This window comes from Nocardioides sp. NPDC057577 (assembly GCF_042801335.1).
Taxonomy (GTDB): domain Bacteria; phylum Actinomycetota; class Actinomycetes; order Propionibacteriales; family Nocardioidaceae; genus Nocardioides.
In genome coordinates this window covers 13,525-32,738 of the sequence record NZ_JBHVGB010000050.1, presented here as the reverse complement: position 1 = coordinate 32,738, position 19,214 = coordinate 13,525, and the positions used below count along the sequence as shown (strand labels likewise).

Annotated in this window: 17 protein-coding genes; 3 read left to right on the top strand and 14 right to left on the bottom strand. The window is 70.8% G+C overall.

Annotation, left to right across the window (positions count from 1 at the left end; genetic code table 11):
- Positions 1-26 precede the first annotated feature (26 nt).
- The 4 genes from ACFU7D_RS12700 to ACFU7D_RS12685 are packed head-to-tail and all read right to left on the bottom strand — an operon-like array spanning position 27 to position 4,757.
- Positions 27-938 (bottom strand): VOC family protein, encoded by a 912-nt coding sequence (locus ACFU7D_RS12700; RefSeq protein WP_378867494.1) that lies wholly within the window; start codon positions 936-938, stop codon positions 27-29.
- A 23-nt stretch (positions 939-961) separates the two neighbouring features.
- A complete protein-coding gene (locus ACFU7D_RS12695; RefSeq protein ID WP_378867492.1) occupies positions 962-2,143 on the bottom strand; it encodes an acyl-CoA dehydrogenase family protein in 1,182 nt (393 codons plus the stop codon).
- Positions 2,140-3,882 carry an FAD-binding protein gene (locus tag ACFU7D_RS12690; RefSeq protein WP_378867490.1) on the bottom strand — a complete coding sequence of 581 codons (1,743 nt, stop codon included), beginning with the start codon at positions 3,880-3,882 and terminating at the stop codon, positions 2,140-2,142. The genes ACFU7D_RS12695 and ACFU7D_RS12690 overlap by 4 nt, the downstream gene beginning before the upstream one ends.
- The gene (locus ACFU7D_RS12685) at positions 3,879-4,757 is read right to left on the bottom strand and encodes an alpha/beta fold hydrolase (RefSeq protein ID WP_378867488.1); all 879 of its coding nucleotides are present in this window, start codon (positions 4,755-4,757) and stop codon (positions 3,879-3,881) included. The genes ACFU7D_RS12690 and ACFU7D_RS12685 overlap by 4 nt, the downstream gene beginning before the upstream one ends.
- Before the next feature lie 130 nt (positions 4,758-4,887).
- Here ACFU7D_RS12685 and ACFU7D_RS12680 point away from each other — a divergent pair, with 130 nt between their 5' ends.
- On the top strand, positions 4,888-5,481 hold the full coding sequence (locus ACFU7D_RS12680; RefSeq protein WP_378867486.1) for a flavin reductase family protein: 594 nt from the start codon (positions 4,888-4,890) through the stop codon (positions 5,479-5,481).
- A 74-nt stretch (positions 5,482-5,555) separates the two neighbouring features.
- Here ACFU7D_RS12680 and ACFU7D_RS12675 read toward each other — a convergent pair whose 3' ends face one another.
- The gene (locus ACFU7D_RS12675; protein ID WP_378867484.1) at positions 5,556-6,374 is read right to left on the bottom strand and encodes an IclR family transcriptional regulator; all 819 of its coding nucleotides are present in this window, start codon (positions 6,372-6,374) and stop codon (positions 5,556-5,558) included.
- 194 nt (positions 6,375-6,568) lie between these two features.
- Here ACFU7D_RS12675 and ACFU7D_RS12670 point away from each other — a divergent pair, with 194 nt between their 5' ends.
- Together ACFU7D_RS12670 and ACFU7D_RS12665 are read left to right on the top strand one after the other, a co-directional pair.
- Complete coding sequence (locus tag ACFU7D_RS12670; protein WP_378867482.1) at positions 6,569-7,426, top strand: TIGR03619 family F420-dependent LLM class oxidoreductase; 858 nt, start codon at positions 6,569-6,571, stop codon at positions 7,424-7,426.
- Positions 7,423-7,941 carry a nuclear transport factor 2 family protein gene (locus tag ACFU7D_RS12665; protein WP_378867480.1) on the top strand — a complete coding sequence of 173 codons (519 nt, stop codon included), beginning with the start codon at positions 7,423-7,425 and terminating at the stop codon, positions 7,939-7,941. Before ACFU7D_RS12670 ends, ACFU7D_RS12665 begins: the two co-directional genes overlap by 4 nt.
- A gap of 18 nt (positions 7,942-7,959) precedes the next feature.
- Here ACFU7D_RS12665 and ACFU7D_RS12660 read toward each other — a convergent pair whose 3' ends face one another.
- The 9 genes from ACFU7D_RS12660 to ACFU7D_RS12620 all read right to left on the bottom strand — a co-directional run bounded on the left by ACFU7D_RS12660 (position 7,960) and on the right by ACFU7D_RS12620 (position 19,211).
- Entirely contained in the window at positions 7,960-8,373 is a 414-nt protein-coding gene (locus tag ACFU7D_RS12660) for a nuclear transport factor 2 family protein (RefSeq protein WP_378867478.1), read from the bottom strand.
- An 82-nt stretch (positions 8,374-8,455) separates the two neighbouring features.
- Entirely contained in the window at positions 8,456-10,072 is a 1,617-nt protein-coding gene (locus ACFU7D_RS12655) for an ABC transporter substrate-binding protein (protein WP_378867476.1), read from the bottom strand.
- 116 nt (positions 10,073-10,188) lie between these two features.
- A complete protein-coding gene (locus ACFU7D_RS12650) occupies positions 10,189-11,844 on the bottom strand; it encodes an AMP-binding protein (RefSeq protein WP_378867474.1) in 1,656 nt (551 codons plus the stop codon).
- A 5-nt stretch (positions 11,845-11,849) separates the two neighbouring features.
- Positions 11,850-13,298, bottom strand: coding sequence for an MFS transporter (locus tag ACFU7D_RS12645; protein WP_378867472.1), 1,449 nt, complete (start codon positions 13,296-13,298; stop codon positions 11,850-11,852).
- A 5-nt stretch (positions 13,299-13,303) separates the two neighbouring features.
- Positions 13,304-14,899, bottom strand: a complete 1,596-nt coding sequence (locus ACFU7D_RS12640) for an ABC transporter substrate-binding protein (protein ID WP_378867470.1) — start codon at positions 14,897-14,899, stop codon at positions 13,304-13,306.
- 52 nt (positions 14,900-14,951) lie between these two features.
- Positions 14,952-16,580, bottom strand: a complete 1,629-nt coding sequence (locus ACFU7D_RS12635) for a class I adenylate-forming enzyme family protein (RefSeq protein WP_378867468.1) — start codon at positions 16,578-16,580, stop codon at positions 14,952-14,954.
- Between the two features lie 57 nt (positions 16,581-16,637).
- Positions 16,638-17,462: an SDR family NAD(P)-dependent oxidoreductase gene (locus ACFU7D_RS12630; protein ID WP_378867466.1), complete on the bottom strand. Its 825-nt coding sequence runs from the start codon at positions 17,460-17,462 to the stop codon at positions 16,638-16,640.
- Positions 17,447-18,070: a PaaI family thioesterase gene (locus ACFU7D_RS12625; protein ID WP_378867464.1), complete on the bottom strand. Its 624-nt coding sequence runs from the start codon at positions 18,068-18,070 to the stop codon at positions 17,447-17,449. The genes ACFU7D_RS12630 and ACFU7D_RS12625 overlap by 16 nt, the downstream gene beginning before the upstream one ends.
- A gap of 4 nt (positions 18,071-18,074) precedes the next feature.
- Positions 18,075-19,211: a steroid 3-ketoacyl-CoA thiolase gene (locus tag ACFU7D_RS12620; RefSeq protein ID WP_378867462.1), complete on the bottom strand. Its 1,137-nt coding sequence runs from the start codon at positions 19,209-19,211 to the stop codon at positions 18,075-18,077.
- Positions 19,212-19,214 lie beyond the last annotated feature (3 nt).

Here is a 19,214-nt window from a genome sequence, read left to right as displayed (position 1 = left end):
GATCCCCGCCGCTCTCGTCGTTTCGCTCACGCAGGAGGCAGGAAGGCGGCGAGCGGCTCGGAGCCGGACCAGTCGTGGCCCCAGTAGCTGTCGGCGGTGATCTCCTCCGCGGTGTAGGAGGCCTCGTCGACGAGCATGCCCTCGCAGCCGTACTCGAGGTCCCAGCCGCCGGGGGCGCGGACGTAGAACGACACCATCTTGTCGTTGGTGTGCCGGCCGAGGGTCGAGGAGAGCGAGAAGCCCGCCTTGTTGACCTTGTCGAGCGCGCGACCGACCGCGTCGAGGCTGTCGACCTCCATCATCAGATGGACCAGGCCGGGCGCCTCGCCGTGCGGCGCGGGGCAGACCGCGAGGCTGTGGTGACGCTGGTTGACACCCATGAACCGGACCCGGCGCGGCGGGAGGGCCGCACCCATCCGGATCGCGCCACGGGGCAGGAAGCCGAGCACCTCGGTGTAGAAGGCGACCGTCTCGTCGGCGACCGTGGTCGGGAGGACGACGTGGCCCATCCCCTGCTCGCCGGTGACGAACGACTGGCCGTGGCCGGTGAGGACCGGGCTGTGGTCGAGCACCGGGCCGAAGAACACCTCGACAGGCGTACCGGCGGGGTCGTCGAAGCGGATGGCCGCCTCGACCCGGCGCTCGTCGCACTCCTCCTGGCTCAGCTCCTTGACGGGTGCGCCGGCGGCCTCGAGCGCACCGGCGATCTCGGCGAGGCCGAACTGGTCGCGCACCTCCCAGCCGACGGCGACCACGCGGTCGTCGTCACCGGGCAGCACGACGAGCCGGGCGTACCGCTCGTCCATCCGCAGGTAGAGGCCGTCGGCCACCGGGCCGGTGGTCTCCTGCATCCCCAGGCAGTCCACCGTCAGCTCGCGCCAGCGGGGCAGGTCCTGGCTCTGCACGATCAGGTAGCCGAGGCCACGGATCGCCTTCATGTTGGTTCTCCTCAGTGGTGGGGTCAGATCATCGAGAGCATCGGTCCCGGCGGCGGGGTGACGTCCAGCGCAGTCAGCGACTGCACGTGGAAGACCGAGCCGGGGACGTGGATCGCGTGCGCGAGGCCCATGTGGCCGTCACGCCAGAACCGCTGGATGGGGTTGTCCATCCGCATGCCGTTCCCACCGGACCGGGCGACGATCTCGTCCATCGCCCGGACCGCGCGCCAGGCGGCGGAGACCTGGGTACGCCGTGACTCGGCCCGTTCGGCGAACGTGACCTCCTCGCCGCGTACGGCCTTGTCATAGAACCTGCGGGCGTTGTCGAGCATGGTCACGCGGGAGGCGTGGATCTCGGCGGCCGACTGGCTGATCGCGTTCAGCACATGCGGGTCGTCCTTCACCTTGGTGCCGGTGATCTGGACCCGGGTGCGCTGGTAGGCGAGGTGCGCGGCGAGCGCGCCCTCGGCGATGCCGATCACCGCCGAGGTGATGCCGAGCGGGAAGGCCGTGGTGAACGGGATGTGATAGGTCGGGTTGGTCAGCCCGGCGTCACGCGGCTGGCTGCCGTCGGTGAACCGGGAGAACCGGACGACGCGGTAGTCCGGGATGAAGGCGTCCTCGACGATGATGTCCTTCGAGCCGGTGCCACGGAGCCCGACGACGTCCCAGGAGTCCTCGACGATCGTGTAGTCCGAGCGCGGCAGGATGACGTGGTGGACCTGCGGAGGCACGGTCGCCTCGCCGTTCTCGTCACCGAGGAAGGCGCCGAGGAAGATCCAGTCGCAGTGGTCGGTGCCCGAGGAGAACTGCCAGCGGCCGTTGAAGACGTAGCCTCCCTCGACCGGGCGGAGGACGCCCATCGGCGCGTACGGCGAGGCGATCCAGGTGTCGTTGTCCTCACCCCACACCTCCTCCTGCACGCGCGGGTCGCACATCGCCATCTCCCAGGGGTGTACGCCGACGATGCCGGCGACCCAGCCGGTGGAGCCGTCGAGGCTCGCGAGCCTCATCACGGCCTCGGCGAACTCGGCAGGGTGCGCCTCGGCGCCGCCGTACTTGGCGGGCTGCAGCATCCGGATCACGCCGGTCTCGCGCAGCAGCTCCGCGGCTCGGTCATCGAGCCGGCCCAGCTTCTCGTTGCTGGGGCCCAGCGCGGCGATCTCCTCGGCGCGGGCCTCGATCCTCTCCAGCACACTGCTCATCTCGCACTCTCTTCCTGCTGCGTCCTGGACGCGTTGTCCGTCGATCCCACGGTGGCACCCGGCACGGTCGTGGCGGGTGGTGTCTCCCGGTGATCGGAAAGGCCGGCGGCGTGGCGCGCGGCCAGGTAGCCGAAGACGATCGAGGGGCCGATCGTCGCGCCCGGGCCGGCGTAGTCGTTGCCCATCACCGACGCGGCGCAGTTGCCCGTGGCGTAGAGGCCGGCGACGACGGAGTCGTCCTCCCGGAGCACCTGGCCGTGCTCGTCGGTGACCAGCCCACCCTTGGTGCCGAGGTCGCCGACCTCGATGCGGACGGCGTAGTAGGGCGCCCTGTCGATCAGGTCGAGATTGGGGTTGGGGAGGGTGGGGTCGCCGTAGTAGCGGTCGTGGGCGCTCTCGCCGCGGTGGAACTCCTCGTCGATGCCCGCCCTCGCGTAGCCGTTGAACCGGGTCACGGTCGCTTCGAGAGCCTCGGCAGGTACGCCGATCGCGGTCGCCAGGTCGGAGACCGTCTCGGCGCGGTGCACGATGCCCTGGTCGTAGAAACCCTGCGGGAAGGGCGCTCCCGGCAGGATCTGGGCGAACGGGTAGCGCGAGCGGGCCCGGGAGTCCATCACCAGCCAGGCCTTCTCGTTCCCGCTGGCGAGCTGGTCGTGCACGAAGTTCACGTAGGGAGAGGCCTCGTTGGTGAACCGCGTGCCGCTGGTCCCGACGATCACCTGGCCGGGGATCGCGCGCTCGGAGACGAGCGGGATCGTGGCGCCGGCGGGGTGGGTCACCGACGGCATCCACCAGGCGTCGTCCATCAGGTCGACGGCACCGCCGACGGCACTGCCGGCGAGGATCGCGTCACCGGTGTTCTCCACTGCTCCGAGGCTGTGATCGGGACGGGCACCTTCGGGAAGGTGCTCGCCGCGCATCGCCGCGTTGTGGTCGAAGCCTCCGGCGGCGAGCAGTACGCCCTTGCGACCGCGGATCCGGACCTCGGCGCCGTCGCGGGTCGCGACGATGCCGGCGACGCGGCCGTCCTCGACGACCAGCGAGGTCATCGTGGTCTGCAGCCACAGCGGGATGCCGGCGTCCTTGAGCGCCATCCGCAGGCGTGCCACGAGCGCCCTGCCACCGGTGGCCATGTGGCGGCGGCGAACCGCGTTCGAGCTGACCCGCCAGGCGGCGCGCAGCGAGGCGCGGCGTCCCTGCCAGGTCCGCTTGACCATCGCGAGGTCGTGGTAGTCCTTCGCGGTGACCCACAGGCCCAGCGGGCCCTTCATGTTGTTGGGCCGCTGGAACGCCTCGTCCGCACCGAGCTTGCGGGTGTCGAACGGCTTGGCCTCGATCGACCGGCCCTGGGGGCGGCCGCCGGCGAACTCCGGGTGGTAGTCGGCGTAGCCCTTGGTCCAGTCGAACCTCACCCACGTCGAACGCTCCAGGAGCTCCATCGCGGCCGGGCCGTGGTCGACGTACGCCTCCAGGCGAGCGGCCGGCACGTTGCCCTCCGTGATGGTGGTGAGGTAGTCCAGCACCGAGGCGCGGGAGTCGTCGTGGCCGGCCTTGCGCAGGGTCGGGTTGTTGGGCACCCAGATCCCGCCCCCGGAGATGCCGGTGCTGCCACCGAACTTCTGGCCCTTCTCGATGACGACGACGGACAGGCCGGCGTCGACCGCGGCCAGCGCCGCCGTCATCCCGCCGCCACCGCTGCCCACGACGACGAGGTCGAACTCGTCGTTCCACCCGCTCATCGCGCCCCCTCCTCGTCCTGCTCGGTGAGGAAGGCGAGGACGGTCCGCTCCCAGGCGCGCTTCTGCTCGATCATCGCCCAGTGCCCGCAGTTGGGGAACACGTGCACCTCGGCCTCGGGGATCGTGCGCATCGGGATGAGCATCATGTCGAGCGGGCTGACCCGGTCGTCGCGGCCCCAAGTGAGCAGGGTGCGCGCCTTGATCTGGTCGAACTGGGCCCAGCCGGGCGTCGCCTGCGCGGAGCTGCCGGCGCCGGCGAAGGCCGCGGCGATCGCGGCGCGGCCGTACATCCGGCGCGCGACCTCCAGGGTGTCGGGGTCCGTGGCCTGCGCCCAGCGCTGCTCGATCAGGTCCTCGGTGACCATCGACTGGTCGTAGACCATCGAGCGCAGCCAGGCGACGAGGTTCTCGCGGTTCGGGTTCTCGACGAACTCGACGAGCAGGTTGATGCCCTCGCCAGGTGCGGGGCTGAAGATGTTGCGGCCGATACCGCCGACCGTGACCAGCCGCCGCACCTGGTCGGGCCGGCTGATCGCGAGCCGGGTCGCGATGCCACCGCCCATCGAGTTGCCGATGACGTCGACCCGGTCGAGGCCGAGCCCGTCGAGGAAGCGCTGCACGGCGGGCAGCGCCGCCATCATCGGGTGCTGGTCGGTGGTGTCGCTGACCCCGAAGCCCGGCAGCTCGAGGACCAGGCACCGGAAGTGCGGGGCGAAGGCGGGGAGGTTGTCGCCGAAGTTGCGCCACCCGGTCACCCCGGGTCCTGACCCGTGCAGCATCAGCAGCGGCGGGCCGTCGCCGGCCTCGTGATAGCGGAGTACGCCGGCGTCGGTGACGAGCTCGCGGCGGGTGGAGTCATGGGTCAGGTCTGTCACGTCCCTCACGCTAGGACCCGCCGCCTCCACGCACGGGACGCTTTCCCGGTGACCGGAAGTGCCGTCCTCACCCGGTCACTCAGCGGGACATCGCCCCATGCCCGGCACCTCGACGGCCTAGCGTCCGATCATGACCACCGACGCACCAGGAGGCGAGCAGATGACGACTGACGTGGCGTACGGGGGCGGGGCCGTGGGCACCGCCCCGTCCCCTCTCGAGATGCGGGCCGCCATGGGTGGTTTCGCCACGGGTGTGACGGTCGTGACCGGCATCGAGGACGGCGAGCCGGTCGGCTTCGCCTGCCAGTCCTTCGCGTCGGTCTCGCTCGATCCCCCGCTCGTCCTGTTCTGCGCCGACCACCGCGGTCGAGCCTGGCCCCGGATCCAGCGATCCGGGCGCTTCACCGTCAACGTCCTCGGCGAGGACCAGACCGACCTGTGCCAGCGGTTCGGTTCGAGCCGCGGGAGGAAGTTCGAGGACCTGGCCTGGGAGCCCTCGGCGCTCGGCACCCCGAGCCTGCCCGGCGTCCTGATGCGCGTGCACGCGACGGTCGAGACCGTGCACGTCGCCGGCGACCACGACGTCGTCATCGGCCGGGTGACCGGGCTCGAGACGCCCCACCGGGAGAACCCGATGCTGTTCTTCCGTGGGAAGTTCGGTGTGGAGGACCAGCACGAGCACGTCGCGCCCGACCTGTGGGGCTGGGGCGAGCACTGGGGGTGAGCACCCGGGAGTGAGCACCGGAAGACCCCGGCCCGAGAAGCTCGGGCCGGGGCCTTCGGCGACCTGACGACCGATCAGGCAGCGGGCGAGGGTTGGCGCAGATCCGTACGCTCCCGGAACTGCGGGAAGAGCTCCTGCGACGCACGTTGGGCCGCCTGGAGGACGAGCGGCGCGACCCGCTCGACGGGCGCGCGCAGGTCACCGACGAGAGAGATCGCACCCACCGGCCCCTCCGGGCCACGGATCGCCGCGGCCACACAGGCGATGTCGGGGTGTGCTTCGCCGCGCTCGAAGGCGACGCCGCGTCGCGACCGGACCAGGTGCAGCTCCTGGTGGAGGCGGGCGAGGTCGCCGATGGTCGCGGGGGTCAACGGTGAGAGCGCCGGCGCGACCAGGTCATCGACCCGCTCCGCGGGCAGCCAGGCGAGGATCGCCTTGCCGAGGGCCGTGGCGTGAGCAGCCACCCGACCACCCACCGTCGAGGGCACCTTGACCGCGAACCGGCCGCCGATCTTGTCGAGGTAACGGACCTCGGCCCCGTCGAGCACGGCGAGGTGGGCGACCAGACCGGTCGTCACCTGGATCTCGTGGAGGTGCGGGGCGGTCACGCTCCTCAGCTCGGTGTCGGCCCGCCCGCCACCGCCGAGGCCGAGGGAACGCGGACCGAGGCCGAACCCGAACGGCGTCTGCGTGAGCCACTCGAGCCGGACCAGCTGATCCAGGATCCGGTGGACGGTGGTGCGAGGGAGGTGAGTGATCCGCGAGACCTGTTCGGGGGTATGACGGATCCCCGGCGTCTCGAAGGCATCCAGAATCAGCGACACCCGCTCGACCATCGACGGCGGGAGGTCCCGTCGGGTGCGGTTGTCCGGCTCGACCGCTTGTGCGCTCATGGTGACCCCATTTCCCCAAAACTGAAATGAATTCTTGTTTTCTGATCGCACCGTAGCAAACGGCTCGGCCGCTGCCAAGACTCTTGACACCCGGAGACACCAGCGAACCGCTCAGCGGGATGACGGGGTCTCCGCGGCCCGTACGGGTGCTTGACTCGGCCGGATCGAGTGACCTACCCGCAGGAGGAGCCACCGTGAAGCTCGGCATCGTCAGCCCGATCGTCACCGCCAATCCCGGCGCCCACGCGGCGTGGGAGGCGAAGGCGGGAATCGCCGAGCTCGCGCAGGTCGCCCGCACCGCGGACCGGCTCGGGTTCCACCACATGACGTGCAGCGAGCACGTAGCCGTCCCTCGAGAGGCCGCTAGCCAGCGAGGCGGCACCTACTGGGATCCGCTGGCGACCTTCGGCTATCTCGCCGCGGTCACCGAGCACCTGCGGCTGATGACCCAGGTGCTGGTCATCGGCTACCACCACCCCTTGGAGATCGCCAAGCGCTACGGCACCCTCGACCTCGTCAGCAACGGCCGGCTCCTCCTCGGGCTCGGCGTGGGTTCCCTCGAGGAGGAGTTCGCGCTCCTCGACCGGCCCTTCGCCGGCCGAGGCGAGCGTGCCGACGACGCGCTGGCCGCGCTGCGCGCGAGCCTCGGCCACCGCGAGCCGGCCTACCACGGCAGCCATTACGAGTTCGACGATCTCGTCGTGGAGCCGTCCGCCCTCCAGGAGCGGGTGCCGCTCCTCATCGGCGGACGTACGGCCCGCAGCCTGCGCCGCGCCGTCGAGCTCGGCGACGGCTGGGTCCCGTTCGGGATCGGCGCCGACGACCTTCGCACCATGCTGAGCGCCCGCGATCTCCCCGACGGGTTCGAGGTGATCCTCTCGCCCGGCCGCATGGTCGATCCGATCGGCGACGCCGAAGGTACGGCCCGCCGACTGGCCAGACTCCGGGCCGCCGGCGCCACGCTCGTCACCACCGCAGTGGAGGCCACCTCGGTGGACCACTACTGCGACCAGCTGGAGACCCTGGCCGTGCTGGCCGAGGAGATCTCATGACTCTTCAGGAGACCACGATGGAAGACCGCCTCGCCCTGCTCGAGCGCCGCCTGGCGTCCCTGGAGGACGAACGCGAGATCGTGCAGCTGCTCACGACGTACGGGGCGCTGGCCGACTCGGGCAGCTCCGCGGAGCTGGCCGCGATCTGGACGGAGGACGGCGTCTACGACAACGACGTGATCTCGATGACCGGTCGCGACCAGATCTTCGCGATGGTCGAGTCCGCAGCTCACCAGGGCTACATCGCGCGCGGCTGCGCCCACTTCAACGGACCGGTGTCGGTCCACGTCGACGGCGACACGGCCGTCGCCGTGAGCCACTCACTGATGGTGCTGCACGAGGACGGTGCCTTCAGGATCAACCGGGCGACCGCCAACCACTGGCAGCTGCGGCGTACGGAAGAGGGCTGGCGCGCGACCGCTCGAGTCGGCCGGATCCTCGACGGCAACGAGCTCGCACCGCTGCTGCTCCGGACCGGCGCGCTCGGGCAGCTCCCGCCCGACCCTGCCAGCTGACGCCGCCCCGCCGCCCGGTCAGTCGGCCGGGCGCAGCACGGCGAAGTCGCCGAGCCCGATCCTGATCGTGAACGTCCGCCGGCTGATCAGCCAGCCACGATCGGTGCGGGACCAGCGGTCGTCGTACTCTCCCAGGCACTCGTAGAAGGAGCCTTCCTTCGGCCCCGCCCCCACGTGGTAGACGCGGGCATAGGTGAGCGTGCGAGCACGATCCCCGTCGACCTGCACCCGATGGTTGCCGAGCAGGTGCTGGGTCGCGCCTACGCCGCCGAGGTGGGCCTGCATCCTGGCGACGATGGCCTCCGGGCCACCGTCGACGCCGTAGCCGTGCGCGTCATCGGTGACGGCACCGCGGATCGTGTCCCAGTCGCGAGTGTCGATGGCGGCGGCGATCTCCGCGAGTCGCTCGATCAGTGTGTCGCGGTCGTTCATCGGATGCCTCCTGTGGAAAGGGTGGTGCCCCGGACGTGCAGCACGTCCGGGACACCGGGCTGTCAGGGTCGGTCGGGACCGGTCAGTTGTCCACCCAGGCGTCGTCGAAGAGCACGGCGGTCTGCGTGGTGGGAGTGATGCCGTGGACGTTGTCGTTCCACGCCTCGAAGAAGCCGCCGAAGCCCACGTTGACGTACGCGGCATCCTTCTTCCACAGCTCCTCGATCTCGGTCATGACCTTCAGGCCGTCCTCCGGATCGGTGACACCGCGGAGCTCACCGAGCAGGCGGTCCATCTCCGGATTGGCGTAGCGGCCCGGGTTCGCGGCCGACGTGCTGTTCATCGCGGTGTCCAGAGCGCTGTACGGGTCGGCGTCGGGGATGCTGTTGGAGGCGCGGGCGAGATCGAACGCACCCTCGACATAGACCTTCGACACCACGTCGGCGACGGAGCTGACCAGATCGAGCTGGACGTCGAAGCCGACCGCGTCGAGCATCGCCTTGATCGCCACGGCCCCGGCCTTCGAGTCGGCGTCACCCATGCCCACATAGCGGAGCTTGCCGTCGAAGCCGTCGGCCTTCGCCTCCTCGACCAGCTTCTTGGCGGCCGCGGCGTCGGTCTCGACCGGCTCGACGTCCGTGCGCCAGATCGACGTCGGTGCCATCAGGCCGCGGTCGGCGAGGTCTTCCTGGCCGGTGGTCCGCTTGAGGTAGTTCTTCGCGTCGAAGGCCAGCTGGATGGCCTGTCGCACCCGCAGGTCGCTGGTCGCGGTCCCTTCGCGGTGGTTGAGGTTGAGGACCGGCGCACCGCTGATCCCGCTCATGTTGCCGCTCACGCCGTCGTCGACCAGCTGAGTGATGACCTTGTCCTGCGAGACGTAGATCAGGTCGGCCTCCTCGGCCTGGAGCGACTCGAGCTTCGCCTGGTCCGGGCCCAGCTGGAGGAACTCGATGCCGTCGAGGTTCGGGCGTCCGTCGAAGTAGTCCTCGTTGGCCTTCACGACGGTCTTCTCGCCGGGCGACTGGCTCTCGAGGACGAACGGACCGGCGCCGATCGGCTTGAACGCCTTCTCGTCCGCGTACGCAGCAGGCGCCAGGATCAGGCCGGGACCGGCCGCGAGGAGGGCCGGGAAGCGGGGCCAGGGCGCGGTGAAGGTGAAGGTGACGGTCGAGGCGTCGGTCGCGACCATCGACTTCAGGTTCGCCTGCAGGATCTGGCCGTGGAGCCCACGGTTGGTGATGAAGCGGTTGATGCTGGCGACGACCGCGTCGGCGTCGAGGGGTGTGCCGTCGGTGAACTTCACGCCGTCGCGCAGCGCGAGCGTCCAGGTCGTGGAGTCGTCGGTCGAGAGCGACTCGGCGAGCTGCGGCTCGTACTCCGTCGTCTCGGGGTCGTAGCGCATCAGGGTGTCGTAGATCGAGGCCATCACGTTGAGGCCGGTCGATCCGGTGGGATAGGTCTTGGTCGGGTCGAGGACGGCGGCCTCGGAGTACTCCGCGACGCGCAGGGTCCCACCCTTCGTGGGCTCACCCGAGTCCTTCTCCACGTTGATGAGGCCGTCGCGGTAGATCTCCTCCGGCGCAACCTTCCTGGCCGTCGCGGAGCCATCGTTGCTGCCGCTGCCGCAGCCTGTCGCGGCCACTGCGAGTACGCACAGGGTCGCGGCCAGACGCGTGCGCATCGAGATGGGTGTCTTCACTGTTCACTCCAGTTGGTCTCGTGCATCGGAACGTGCGGTGCCTGCAGGCCCCCGAACGACCTGTGTTCGCCGTCACACTAGAAACCGTGCGATCGACCCACGACCGACGTTCCCGCTCAGTGGGTCGACAGCGGCGACGCGCCCCTGTGCTCGGCCGTCTCCGCCTCGATCCGGTCCCGGCCCTCGGCGTCGAGGAGCCGGTACTCCGCTGTCCTGCCGACGCGCATCCAGACCTGATCCGGCGTCCTCCACGCCGCCCGGCGCAGCGGGGCCTTGTCGATCTTGCCGCTGCCGGTGAGCGGCATCCGGTCGACCACGCGGACGTACGTCGGCCACCACTTGGCACCGAAGTCCGGCTGTGCCGCAAGGAACTCCCCGAACGCAGCCGGATCGAAGGAAACGGACGGCTCCAGCTCGAGGGCCACCATCACGTTGTCGCCGGTGCGCGGGTCGGGGACGGCGTACACGGGGGCGGCGGCCACCCAGGACAGGCGCTGGATGACGCGCTCGACGGGCGCGGCGGAGAAGTTCTCGCTGTCGACCCGCAACCAGTCCGAGGATCGGCCGGCGAAGTAGAAGTAGCCCGCAACGTCTCGGTAGGCGAGGTCGCCGGACCAGAAGTCGTCGCCGCGGACCCGGTCGGCCATCGCGCCGGCGTTCTTGTAGTAGCCCTCGAAGGTGGGCGCCGCCCCGACGGCCACCATCTGGCCGACCGCGGCGGCGTCGACCAGCCGCCCTCCGGAGTCGAAGCGGGCGCGGGGGCATTCCTCGCCCGTGGCCTCGTCCAGGACACGCACGTCCACACCGCCGGCGGGGAGACCGAGCGAGCCGACCGGGGTGTCGGGCGTCCGGTTGATCCGGAAGACGCCTTCGCTGAGGCCGTACCCCTCCATCACCTCGCACCCGAACCGCTCGCCGAACAGACGGACATCGGTCTCGGAGGCCTCCGTGCCGAAGGCGAGCTCGAGGGTGCCGGCCCGATCCGGCGGACCCTCCGGCCGGGTCAGGACGTAGGAGAGCGCGCGACCGACATAGTTCACGTACGTCGCCCCGTAGCGGTGGATGTCCTCGGCGAAACCACTGGCCGAGAACTTCCTGGTCATCGCGACGGTCGCGCCCATGGCGATGGCCGGCGCGAGGTTCATCATCACGGCGTTGCCGTGGAAGAGCGGCATGCACAGGTACGTCACGGAGTCCCGTCGCATCCGGACCCGGTCGGTGATCGTCCTGGTGAGCCGCCCGAGCCGGCCCTGGCTGACGATCACCGCCTTCGGCGCACCGGTGCTGCCGGAGCTGAAGAGCAGCATGGCGAGCCGATCGGGATCCGGCAGCGCGGACTCCGCGGGCACCTCGGCACCACGATGTGGCGCCAGCCAGTCGTCGTAGGCGGGGCTGAGGACGTCGTGGATCCGCACGCCGCCGATGTCACCGGCCAAGTGCCCCAGCCGGGGCTCGGTGACGATCAGGTCGACGTCGGCATGCCGAGCGTCCTGGGCGATCTCCGCTGCGCTGCGGCTCGCGTTCAGACCCACCACCACGGCATCGGCAAGAGAGGCCGCGACGATCCAGAACACGTAGTCGGGCACGTTCTCGAGGAGGACGCCGACATGGACCTGCCGCCCCGCCGGGGCGGGCACGGCGCTCCGCAGGGCCGCGGCACGCACCGCTCCCTCGCGGAGCACCTGGTCCCAGGTCCACTGCTGGTCCTCGAAGCAGAGGCCGGGTGCATCGTCGCCGGCTCGGCTCGCCACGATCTGGGCGAAGGTCTCCATCACACTCACTCCTCGGCCGACTGCTGCGCCGGCTGGTCGACACTTTCGGGACGTTCGGGACTTTCGGGTGCGGTCCTCGCGGTCCGGCCGAGGACCAGGCACGTCAGCGCCGCGAGCAACGACACGGCCGCACCGACCAGGCCCGCGGCGACGAACCCGGACTCGCTCGTCTGCCGACCTTCCTCGGCGAAGACGTCGAGCACGGCCAGCGCGAGCGCGCTGCCGACCGACATCCCGAGGAACCGGAGGACCAGGTTGAAGCTGAGAGCGCTGCCCGTCTCGGCGGCAGGCACGAAGCGCACCATCAGCCAGGGCATCGAGTTGAAGGTCATCCCGCTGCCGAAGCCACCGATGACGACGGCGAGCGTGACCTTCAGCAGCGAGTCGTGACCCACGGCCAGTGCCAGGCAGGCCGCGGTGAACAGGGCGCAGCCGCCGGCCAGCAGCCGGTCGGGGGTCACGAACCGGCTGGCCCACAGCGCGATCCGCGATCCCAGGACGCTCGTGACGGCGTACGGGGCCAGCATGAGGCCCGCGACGGCGACCGAGCGTCCGAGTCCGTAGCCGTGCTCCTCGGTGGTCTGCACGAGGATCATCGCCAGCGAGAGCAGCAGGAACATGCCGAGCGCGGCCAGCAGACCGCAGACGTTCGCGACCAGTACGCCGGGGCGGACCGCCACGCGCAGGTCGACCAGCGGGCGCTCGACCCGGAGCAGCCACCAGCCACAGGCCGCGTAGCAGGCGATGCCGGCCAGGAGCAGCCCGAGCGTCAGCGGGGACATGATCCCCCATGTCTTCGCCTGCGTCACCGCGAACAGCACGGCCGCGGTCGCGGCGCTCAGCAGCAGCGCACCACCCCAGTCGACGCCACGCGGCGCGTCCTCGTCGCTGTCCGGAACGACCATGAGCGCGACGACGAGCGCCGCGACCGACAGGCCGCACGCCCACCCGAAGGCCCCCTTGGTGCCCGCGAACGTCGCGATGAACGCGGTCACCGGGAAGCCGAGGCCGGCGGCGGTCACGTTCGCGACCGAGATCGCTGCCACCGCGCCTCTGACCCGAGGCTCCGGCAGCTCGCTGCGGGCGATCGAGAAGGCCAGGGGCACGATCGCGAAGGCGAGGCCCTGCAGGATCCGGCCGAACAGCAGCGGCCCGAAACCGAGCGGCAGCGCACCGAGCGCGGTGCCGAGCACCACGAGAACCAGGCAGCCGATGAGCACGGGCCTGCGCCGGCGTCCCACCCCGAGGCGGCCGGCGATCGGGCACACCACCGCCGCGGTCACGAGCGTCGAGGTGATCGCCCACTGGGCGGTCACCAGCGACACGCCCTCGGTCCGGGCGACCCCGGTCACCAGGGGCGTACCCAGGCTGCCGACGACCCCGGTGACGGTGGTGACCAGGAGGATGCCCGGGAGCACCCAGCGGGTGTCCCGGACATCCGTGCCTGCAGTCATCCGGATCAGTCGACCCAGGCGTCGTCGAGCATGATGATCGAGTTCGCCGCACCCGTGATGCCGTGCACGTCCTTGTTCCACACGCTCAGCTCGGAGTACGGACCGAAGGTCACGAACGGGACGTCCTCGTTGACCTGCTCCTGGATGGAGGCGATCGCGGCGAGCTGGTCCTTCTTCGTGGTGGCGGCCTGGAAGGAGGCGATCAGAGCGTCCATCTCCGGGCTGGTGTGCATGCCGTAGACCTGCGTCCCGCCGCTGTGCATGGTCGCGTACATCCGGGCGAAGGGGTCGGCCTCGACGAAGTTGATGCTCCAGCCGGCGAGGTCGTAGTCACGCTCGACCGCGATCTTCGTGATCTGCTCGGAGATCGTGCGCGTCGGCTGGGGGTCGAGGGTCATCCCGACCGCCTCGAGCGATGCCTTGACCGCCTGGATCGAGGCCCGCGAGGCGGGGTCGGTGCCGTCGACGTAGGTGATGACGCCGTCCCAGCCGTCGGCCTTGGCCTCCTCGACGAGCCTGGTCGCCTCGGCACGATCGGGCTGGAGACCGGCGACGTCGGTGTGCCACACCGAGTAGTCGGGGAACAGGTCGGAGGAGGCGATGCCGGAACCGCCGAACATCCGCTCGAAGATCAGCGCGGGGTCGATGGCCAGGGCGATGGCCTTGCGGACCCGCGGGTCGTGGCCGGCCGCTCCTTCGGACGCGTTGATGATGGCCACGTTGCCGGCGGCACGCATGTTGACGTACGCCGGCAGGTCCTCCTCGAGCACCTCGTCGACTAGGTCGGGGTCACGAATCAGCGCGGAGTCGACGCCGCCGCTCAGCAGCGAGTCGAGGCTCGTGCGCTGGTCACCGAGGAACGCCATCTTGACGGTGTCCAGGTGAGGGGAACCGTCCCAGTAGTCCTGGCGCGCCTTCAGCTCGAGAGACTCACCGGGCTCCCAGGCCCCGAGGGTGAACGGGCCCGCACCGACGGGCGTGAACGTCCCGTCCGCTCGGACCGACGACTTCGCGACGATCAAGCCGGGGCCGGTGCTGAGAACACCCGGGAAGAGCGGCCACGGCCGGGCCAGCTCGTACGTCACGGTGTGCTCGTCGGTCGCGGTGACCGAGGTGACGTTGTCGACCCACAGAGCGGTCTCGGGTGCCTTCGCCGAGCCGTAGCGCTGCTGGCTCCAGACGACCGCCGCAGCGTCGAGCGGGGTGCCGTCGGAGAACGTCACGTCGTCGCGGAGTCTGAGCGTCCAGGTCGTGAAGTCCGCGTCCGGCTCGATGGACTCGGCCAACCGCGGCACGAACTCCTGCTTCTCCGGGTCGAAGGTCACCAGCGTGTCGTAGATGTTGGCCATCTCGTTGCCGCCGGTCGTCGCCGCGGCGATGGTGACGGTCGGATCGAGCGACGTCGGCTCCGTGTAGGCGCCGTAGGTCAGCGTGCCGCCGTCCACCGGGTCGCCGCCGTCGACGACGTTGCGGATCCCTTCCTCGAGGGCCTGCCCCTCCCTCGCGGGCTTCTTCCCGTCGCTGGACGCGCAGCCACTGGCGAGGATCGCCACGGCGACCAGGGCGACAGCGGCGCTGCGCCCGATCAGACGTACGGACATGCGGACTCCTTCTCGTCGGTCCCCTGCCTCGGGCGAGGTGGGGCAGCTGTGCTCAGGTCAGCCGGACGTCGCGGCGGTTGACCTTGCCGGTCGCGTTGCGGGGCAGCTCGTCGAGCGTGATCTGCCAGCGGGTCGGCACCTTGTAGCGTGCGATCCCGGCCGCGGTGTGAGCGCACAGGTCTTCGGACGAGACGCTCTCCCCCGGGTGCAGCACCACGACCGCAGCGACCGCCTGGCCGTAGTCGGGGTCGGGGACACCCATCACGATGCACTCACGCACCGCCGGGTGAGCGACGATGCGGTCCTCGACCTCGGCCGGGTAGATGTTCTCGCCGCCGCGCAGGATCAGGTCGGACCGGCGGCTCGCGATGTGGAGTTGACCGTCGGCGAGATGGCCGAGATCGCCGGTGCGGAACCACCGGTGCGGCGCGGTCGACGCGGCCGTCGCCTTGGCGTTGTTCCAGTAGCCGAGCATCATCTGAGCGCCGCGCAGGTGGATCTCACCCTCGATCCCGTCCGCCACCGGACGGCCGTCGGTGTCGCGGATCTCGACCTGCACGGTCGGCACCGGGCGTCCCACCGTCGACGGGTCCGCAGCCAGCTCGGCCGCCGAGGCCAGGGTCGCGGCGGTGCAGGACTCGGTGAGGCCGTACGTCGTGCCGAGGGACCGGCCGGCCTGGGGAATCGCGGTCCGCAGCGCCTCCTTGAGGCCGGGCGAGGACGGTGCGCTGCCGACCGAGAGGCTGCGCAGGGAGGAGAGGTCGAACTCCGCAAGCCGGTCACCGAGCTCGATGATGCGGGTCAGCATGGTCGGCATCGCACCCCAGTTGGTGACCCGCTCCTGCTCGATGAGCCGCAGCACCTGCTCGATGACGAACTTGCCCTGATAGATGACCGCGACGTCCCCGACGACGAGCCGGACGACCGCCAGGTTGTGCAGCGACGCGATGTGGAACAGGGGCGAGACCAGCAGGAACCGGCGGTCCGCCTGCGGCAGCCCCAGCTCGGCGGCGACGGCGTCGTTGAGCAGGTGGAACCACACCGCGGCGATGACGTTGCGGTGGGAGTGGGTGGCGCCCTTCGCCCGACCGGTGGTGCCGCTGGTGAACAGGATCACCGCGGGATCGTCCTCGTCGATCTCGTGGTCCAGCTCCGGCAAGGGCGCGCCCGCGTGCTCCGCGGCGATGCGCGGCAGGTCCGACTCGACGCTCAGCAGCGGGACGTCCAGCCCCTCGGCCAGTCGCGCCCGCGGCTCGTCGACGATCAGCACCTTCGGCTCGGTGAGCTCGACGCCGTGGGCGAGCTCGGGTCGGGCCCACATCGAGTTCATCCCGACGGCGACGGCACCGAGCGAGACCGCGGCCCAGAACCCGACGATCCACTCGGGGCAGTTGGCCGCGCACAGTCCGACCCGGTCGCCTCTGCCGACGCCGTAGTCCTCGCGCAGCACCCGGGCGAGCGCCGCGACCTGGTCGTGGTGCTCGGCGAAGCCGATCCGCCGCTCTGCCGTGACCAGATAGTCCCGATCACCGTGGGTTCGCGACGACTCCAGGAGCTCACGCAGCGACCGTTGCCGGTTCACGTAGACGTCCATGGGCTCGCCGAGGACGTCCTCCGTCCGGATCTCGAGAGGCGCTCCGGGCGCGGTCAACAGGGCGACGGCCTCGTCACGGGTGCTCATGCTGCTTCGGTGTCCTCTCGTCCTTCGATCTGTGCTGGCTGAGTGCTGGCGACGCGGTCATCTGACCGTCAGCTGTCCGCCGTCGACGTTCCACGCCTGCCCGGTGACCCACGCGGCCTGGTCGCTGGCGAGGAAGGCCACCACCGCGGCGACCTCGTGGGGTTCTCCGCTCCTGCCGAGTGGCAGGTTGGCGCGGACGTACGCGCGCCACGACTCCGGGTCTCGATCGTCGAGACGTCCGGTCTCGGTCACGCCGGGGCAGACGGCATTCACCCGGACGCCGTACGTGCCCAGCTCCTTGGCGGCCGAGGACGTCAGCGACTGCACCGCGGCCTTCGACGCCGAGTAGGCGCCGGTCCCGGCTCCGCTCAGCTTCCCGCCGATCGAGGAGATGTTGATGATGCTGCCGCCGTCACCCTGCGCGACCAGGTGTCCCCCGAAGGTCCGCATCATCAGGAAGGTGCCCCGCAGGTTGACCGCCATCACCTGGTCGAACGCCTCGATCGACAGGTCGGTCAGCGGGACCCGGTCCTCTCCGCGTGAAGCCGCGGCGTTGTTGACGACGACGTCCACCCGACCGAGCTCGGCGAGCGTCAGATCCAGGAGCCGGCGTACGTCATCGGGATCTGCGACGTCGCAGACCACGGCCAGCGCCCGGCGGCCGAGGGCCCGGACCTCGTCGGCGACGGACCCGATGTCCCGCCACTCGGCGGCGACCTCGTCGGCGGGACGGTCCTCGGGACGCCGCCCGGTCCCGGTGACGACCACGTCGCAGCCGGCCCGGGCGAGCTCGACGGCCAGGGCGCGACCGATCGAGCGCATCCTGCCCGCGCCCGTGACGACCGCGACCTTGCCGTCGAGGCCGGTCAGCTCGTAGCCCATGGGATCTCCTCGAGCTCGATGAATAGGCCGGTGGCCTCGACGGTTCGCTCGCCGTCGACCTCGACCCAGGACTCCGCGACGATCTTGCGACCCGAGATCTTCACGATCCGCGCCGCGAGGTCGACGGGGACGTCGAGCGGAGTGCGGGCGCGATATCTCATGTCGAGGGTCGCGGTGACCGCCCGGCGCCCGGTGGCCTGCACCAGCGTGCCGAGCATGCAGTCCATCAGGTGCGCGAGAAACCCACCGTGCACCGAGTCCGGCGGCCCTTCGTAGAGCGCGTTCGGGACCGTCCTCGCCCGCGCCGTGTCGCCGTCGAGGTGCAGCGCCAACGGGAGCGCCTGCGGGTTGAACCGGAAGATCGGCAACGGCCGGTCCGGCCCGGCCTCGCGGGCCCGCGCCGGGGCGTGGAAGTCGGCGCGCAGCACCCGGGCACGGCTCCGGCGGCCGAGCTCGTCGGTGAGCGCGTCCATCCGGGTCCTGGCGGCGCGGAGCTCGTCGACGTCGAGGTCGGCGGTGGCCGCGGCCAGCATCAGGCGCCGCGTGGCCGACGCGAGGGCGGCGACCTCCTCGGCGAGCTCGTCGGTGTGCTCCGGCGTGAGGGTCACGAGATCAGATCCTCTCGATGATCGCGCCGGTCACCTGGGCACCACCGGCACAGATCGCGACCATCGCGAACTGCTGGTCGCGCCGTTCGAGCTCGTCGAGCGCGGTCGCGATCAGGCGTACCCCGGTCGAGCCGACCGGGTGGCCCAGGGCGATCGCACCACCGTTGACGTTGAGCCGGTCGAGGTCGACGCCGTGCACGCGGGCGAAGGACAGCGGAACCGCGGCGAAGGCCTCGTTGACCTCGAACAGGTCGATGTCGCTGATGCTCATCCCGGTCCGCTGGAGGAGCCGCTCCCCTGCCCGGACCGGGCCGTCGAGGAGGTACTTCGGCTCGGCGCCGAGCAGGGTCTGGGCGACGATCCGGCCGCGGGGACGCAGCCCGAGCTCAGCGGCACGTGTCGCGGACATCAGCAGCGCAGCGGTGGCGCCGTCGGAGATCTGCGAGGCGGTGCCGGCCGTGTGCAGGCCGCCCTCTCGGATCGTCTTCAGCCCGGCGAGCGCCTCCAGGCTGGTGTCTCGCAGGCCCTGGTCCCGCGTCACGACGGTGCCGTCGGGCAGCTTGACCTCGATGACCTGGTTCGCGAACCGGCCGGCGTCCCACGCCTGCCGGGCCCGCTGCTGGGAGGCCAGGCCGAAGGCATCGAGGTCCTCCCGGGTCAGGCCCCGGCGCTCCGCGATCCGGTCGGCGGCCTCGTACTGGGCCGGTAGGTCGATGGTCCAGTCGTCGGGTCGGGGCCGGCCGACCGTGCCGTCGCCGAGGTTGGCGAGCAGGGGCACCCGCGACATGGCCTCGACACCGCAGGCGATGCCGGTGTCGATGTATCCGGCGGCGATCTGCGCCGCGACCAGGTGGACGGCCTGCTGGGCCGAGCCACACTGGGCGTCGAGGGTGGTCGAGCCGACCTCCTCGGGGAGACCCGCGTGCAGCCAGGCGAAGCGGACGACGTTCCCGGACTGCTCACCGGCCTGGGTGACGCAGCCGCCGATGACCTCGTCGACGGTGGCGGGGTCGACGCCGGTGCGCTCGAGGATCCCGCGCTGGGCTCGGCCGAGCAGGTCGACCGCGTGCAGGCCGGACAGGACACCTCCGCGGCGGCCGTACGGGGTGCGGATCGCGTCGACGATGACGGGCTCGGACATGGG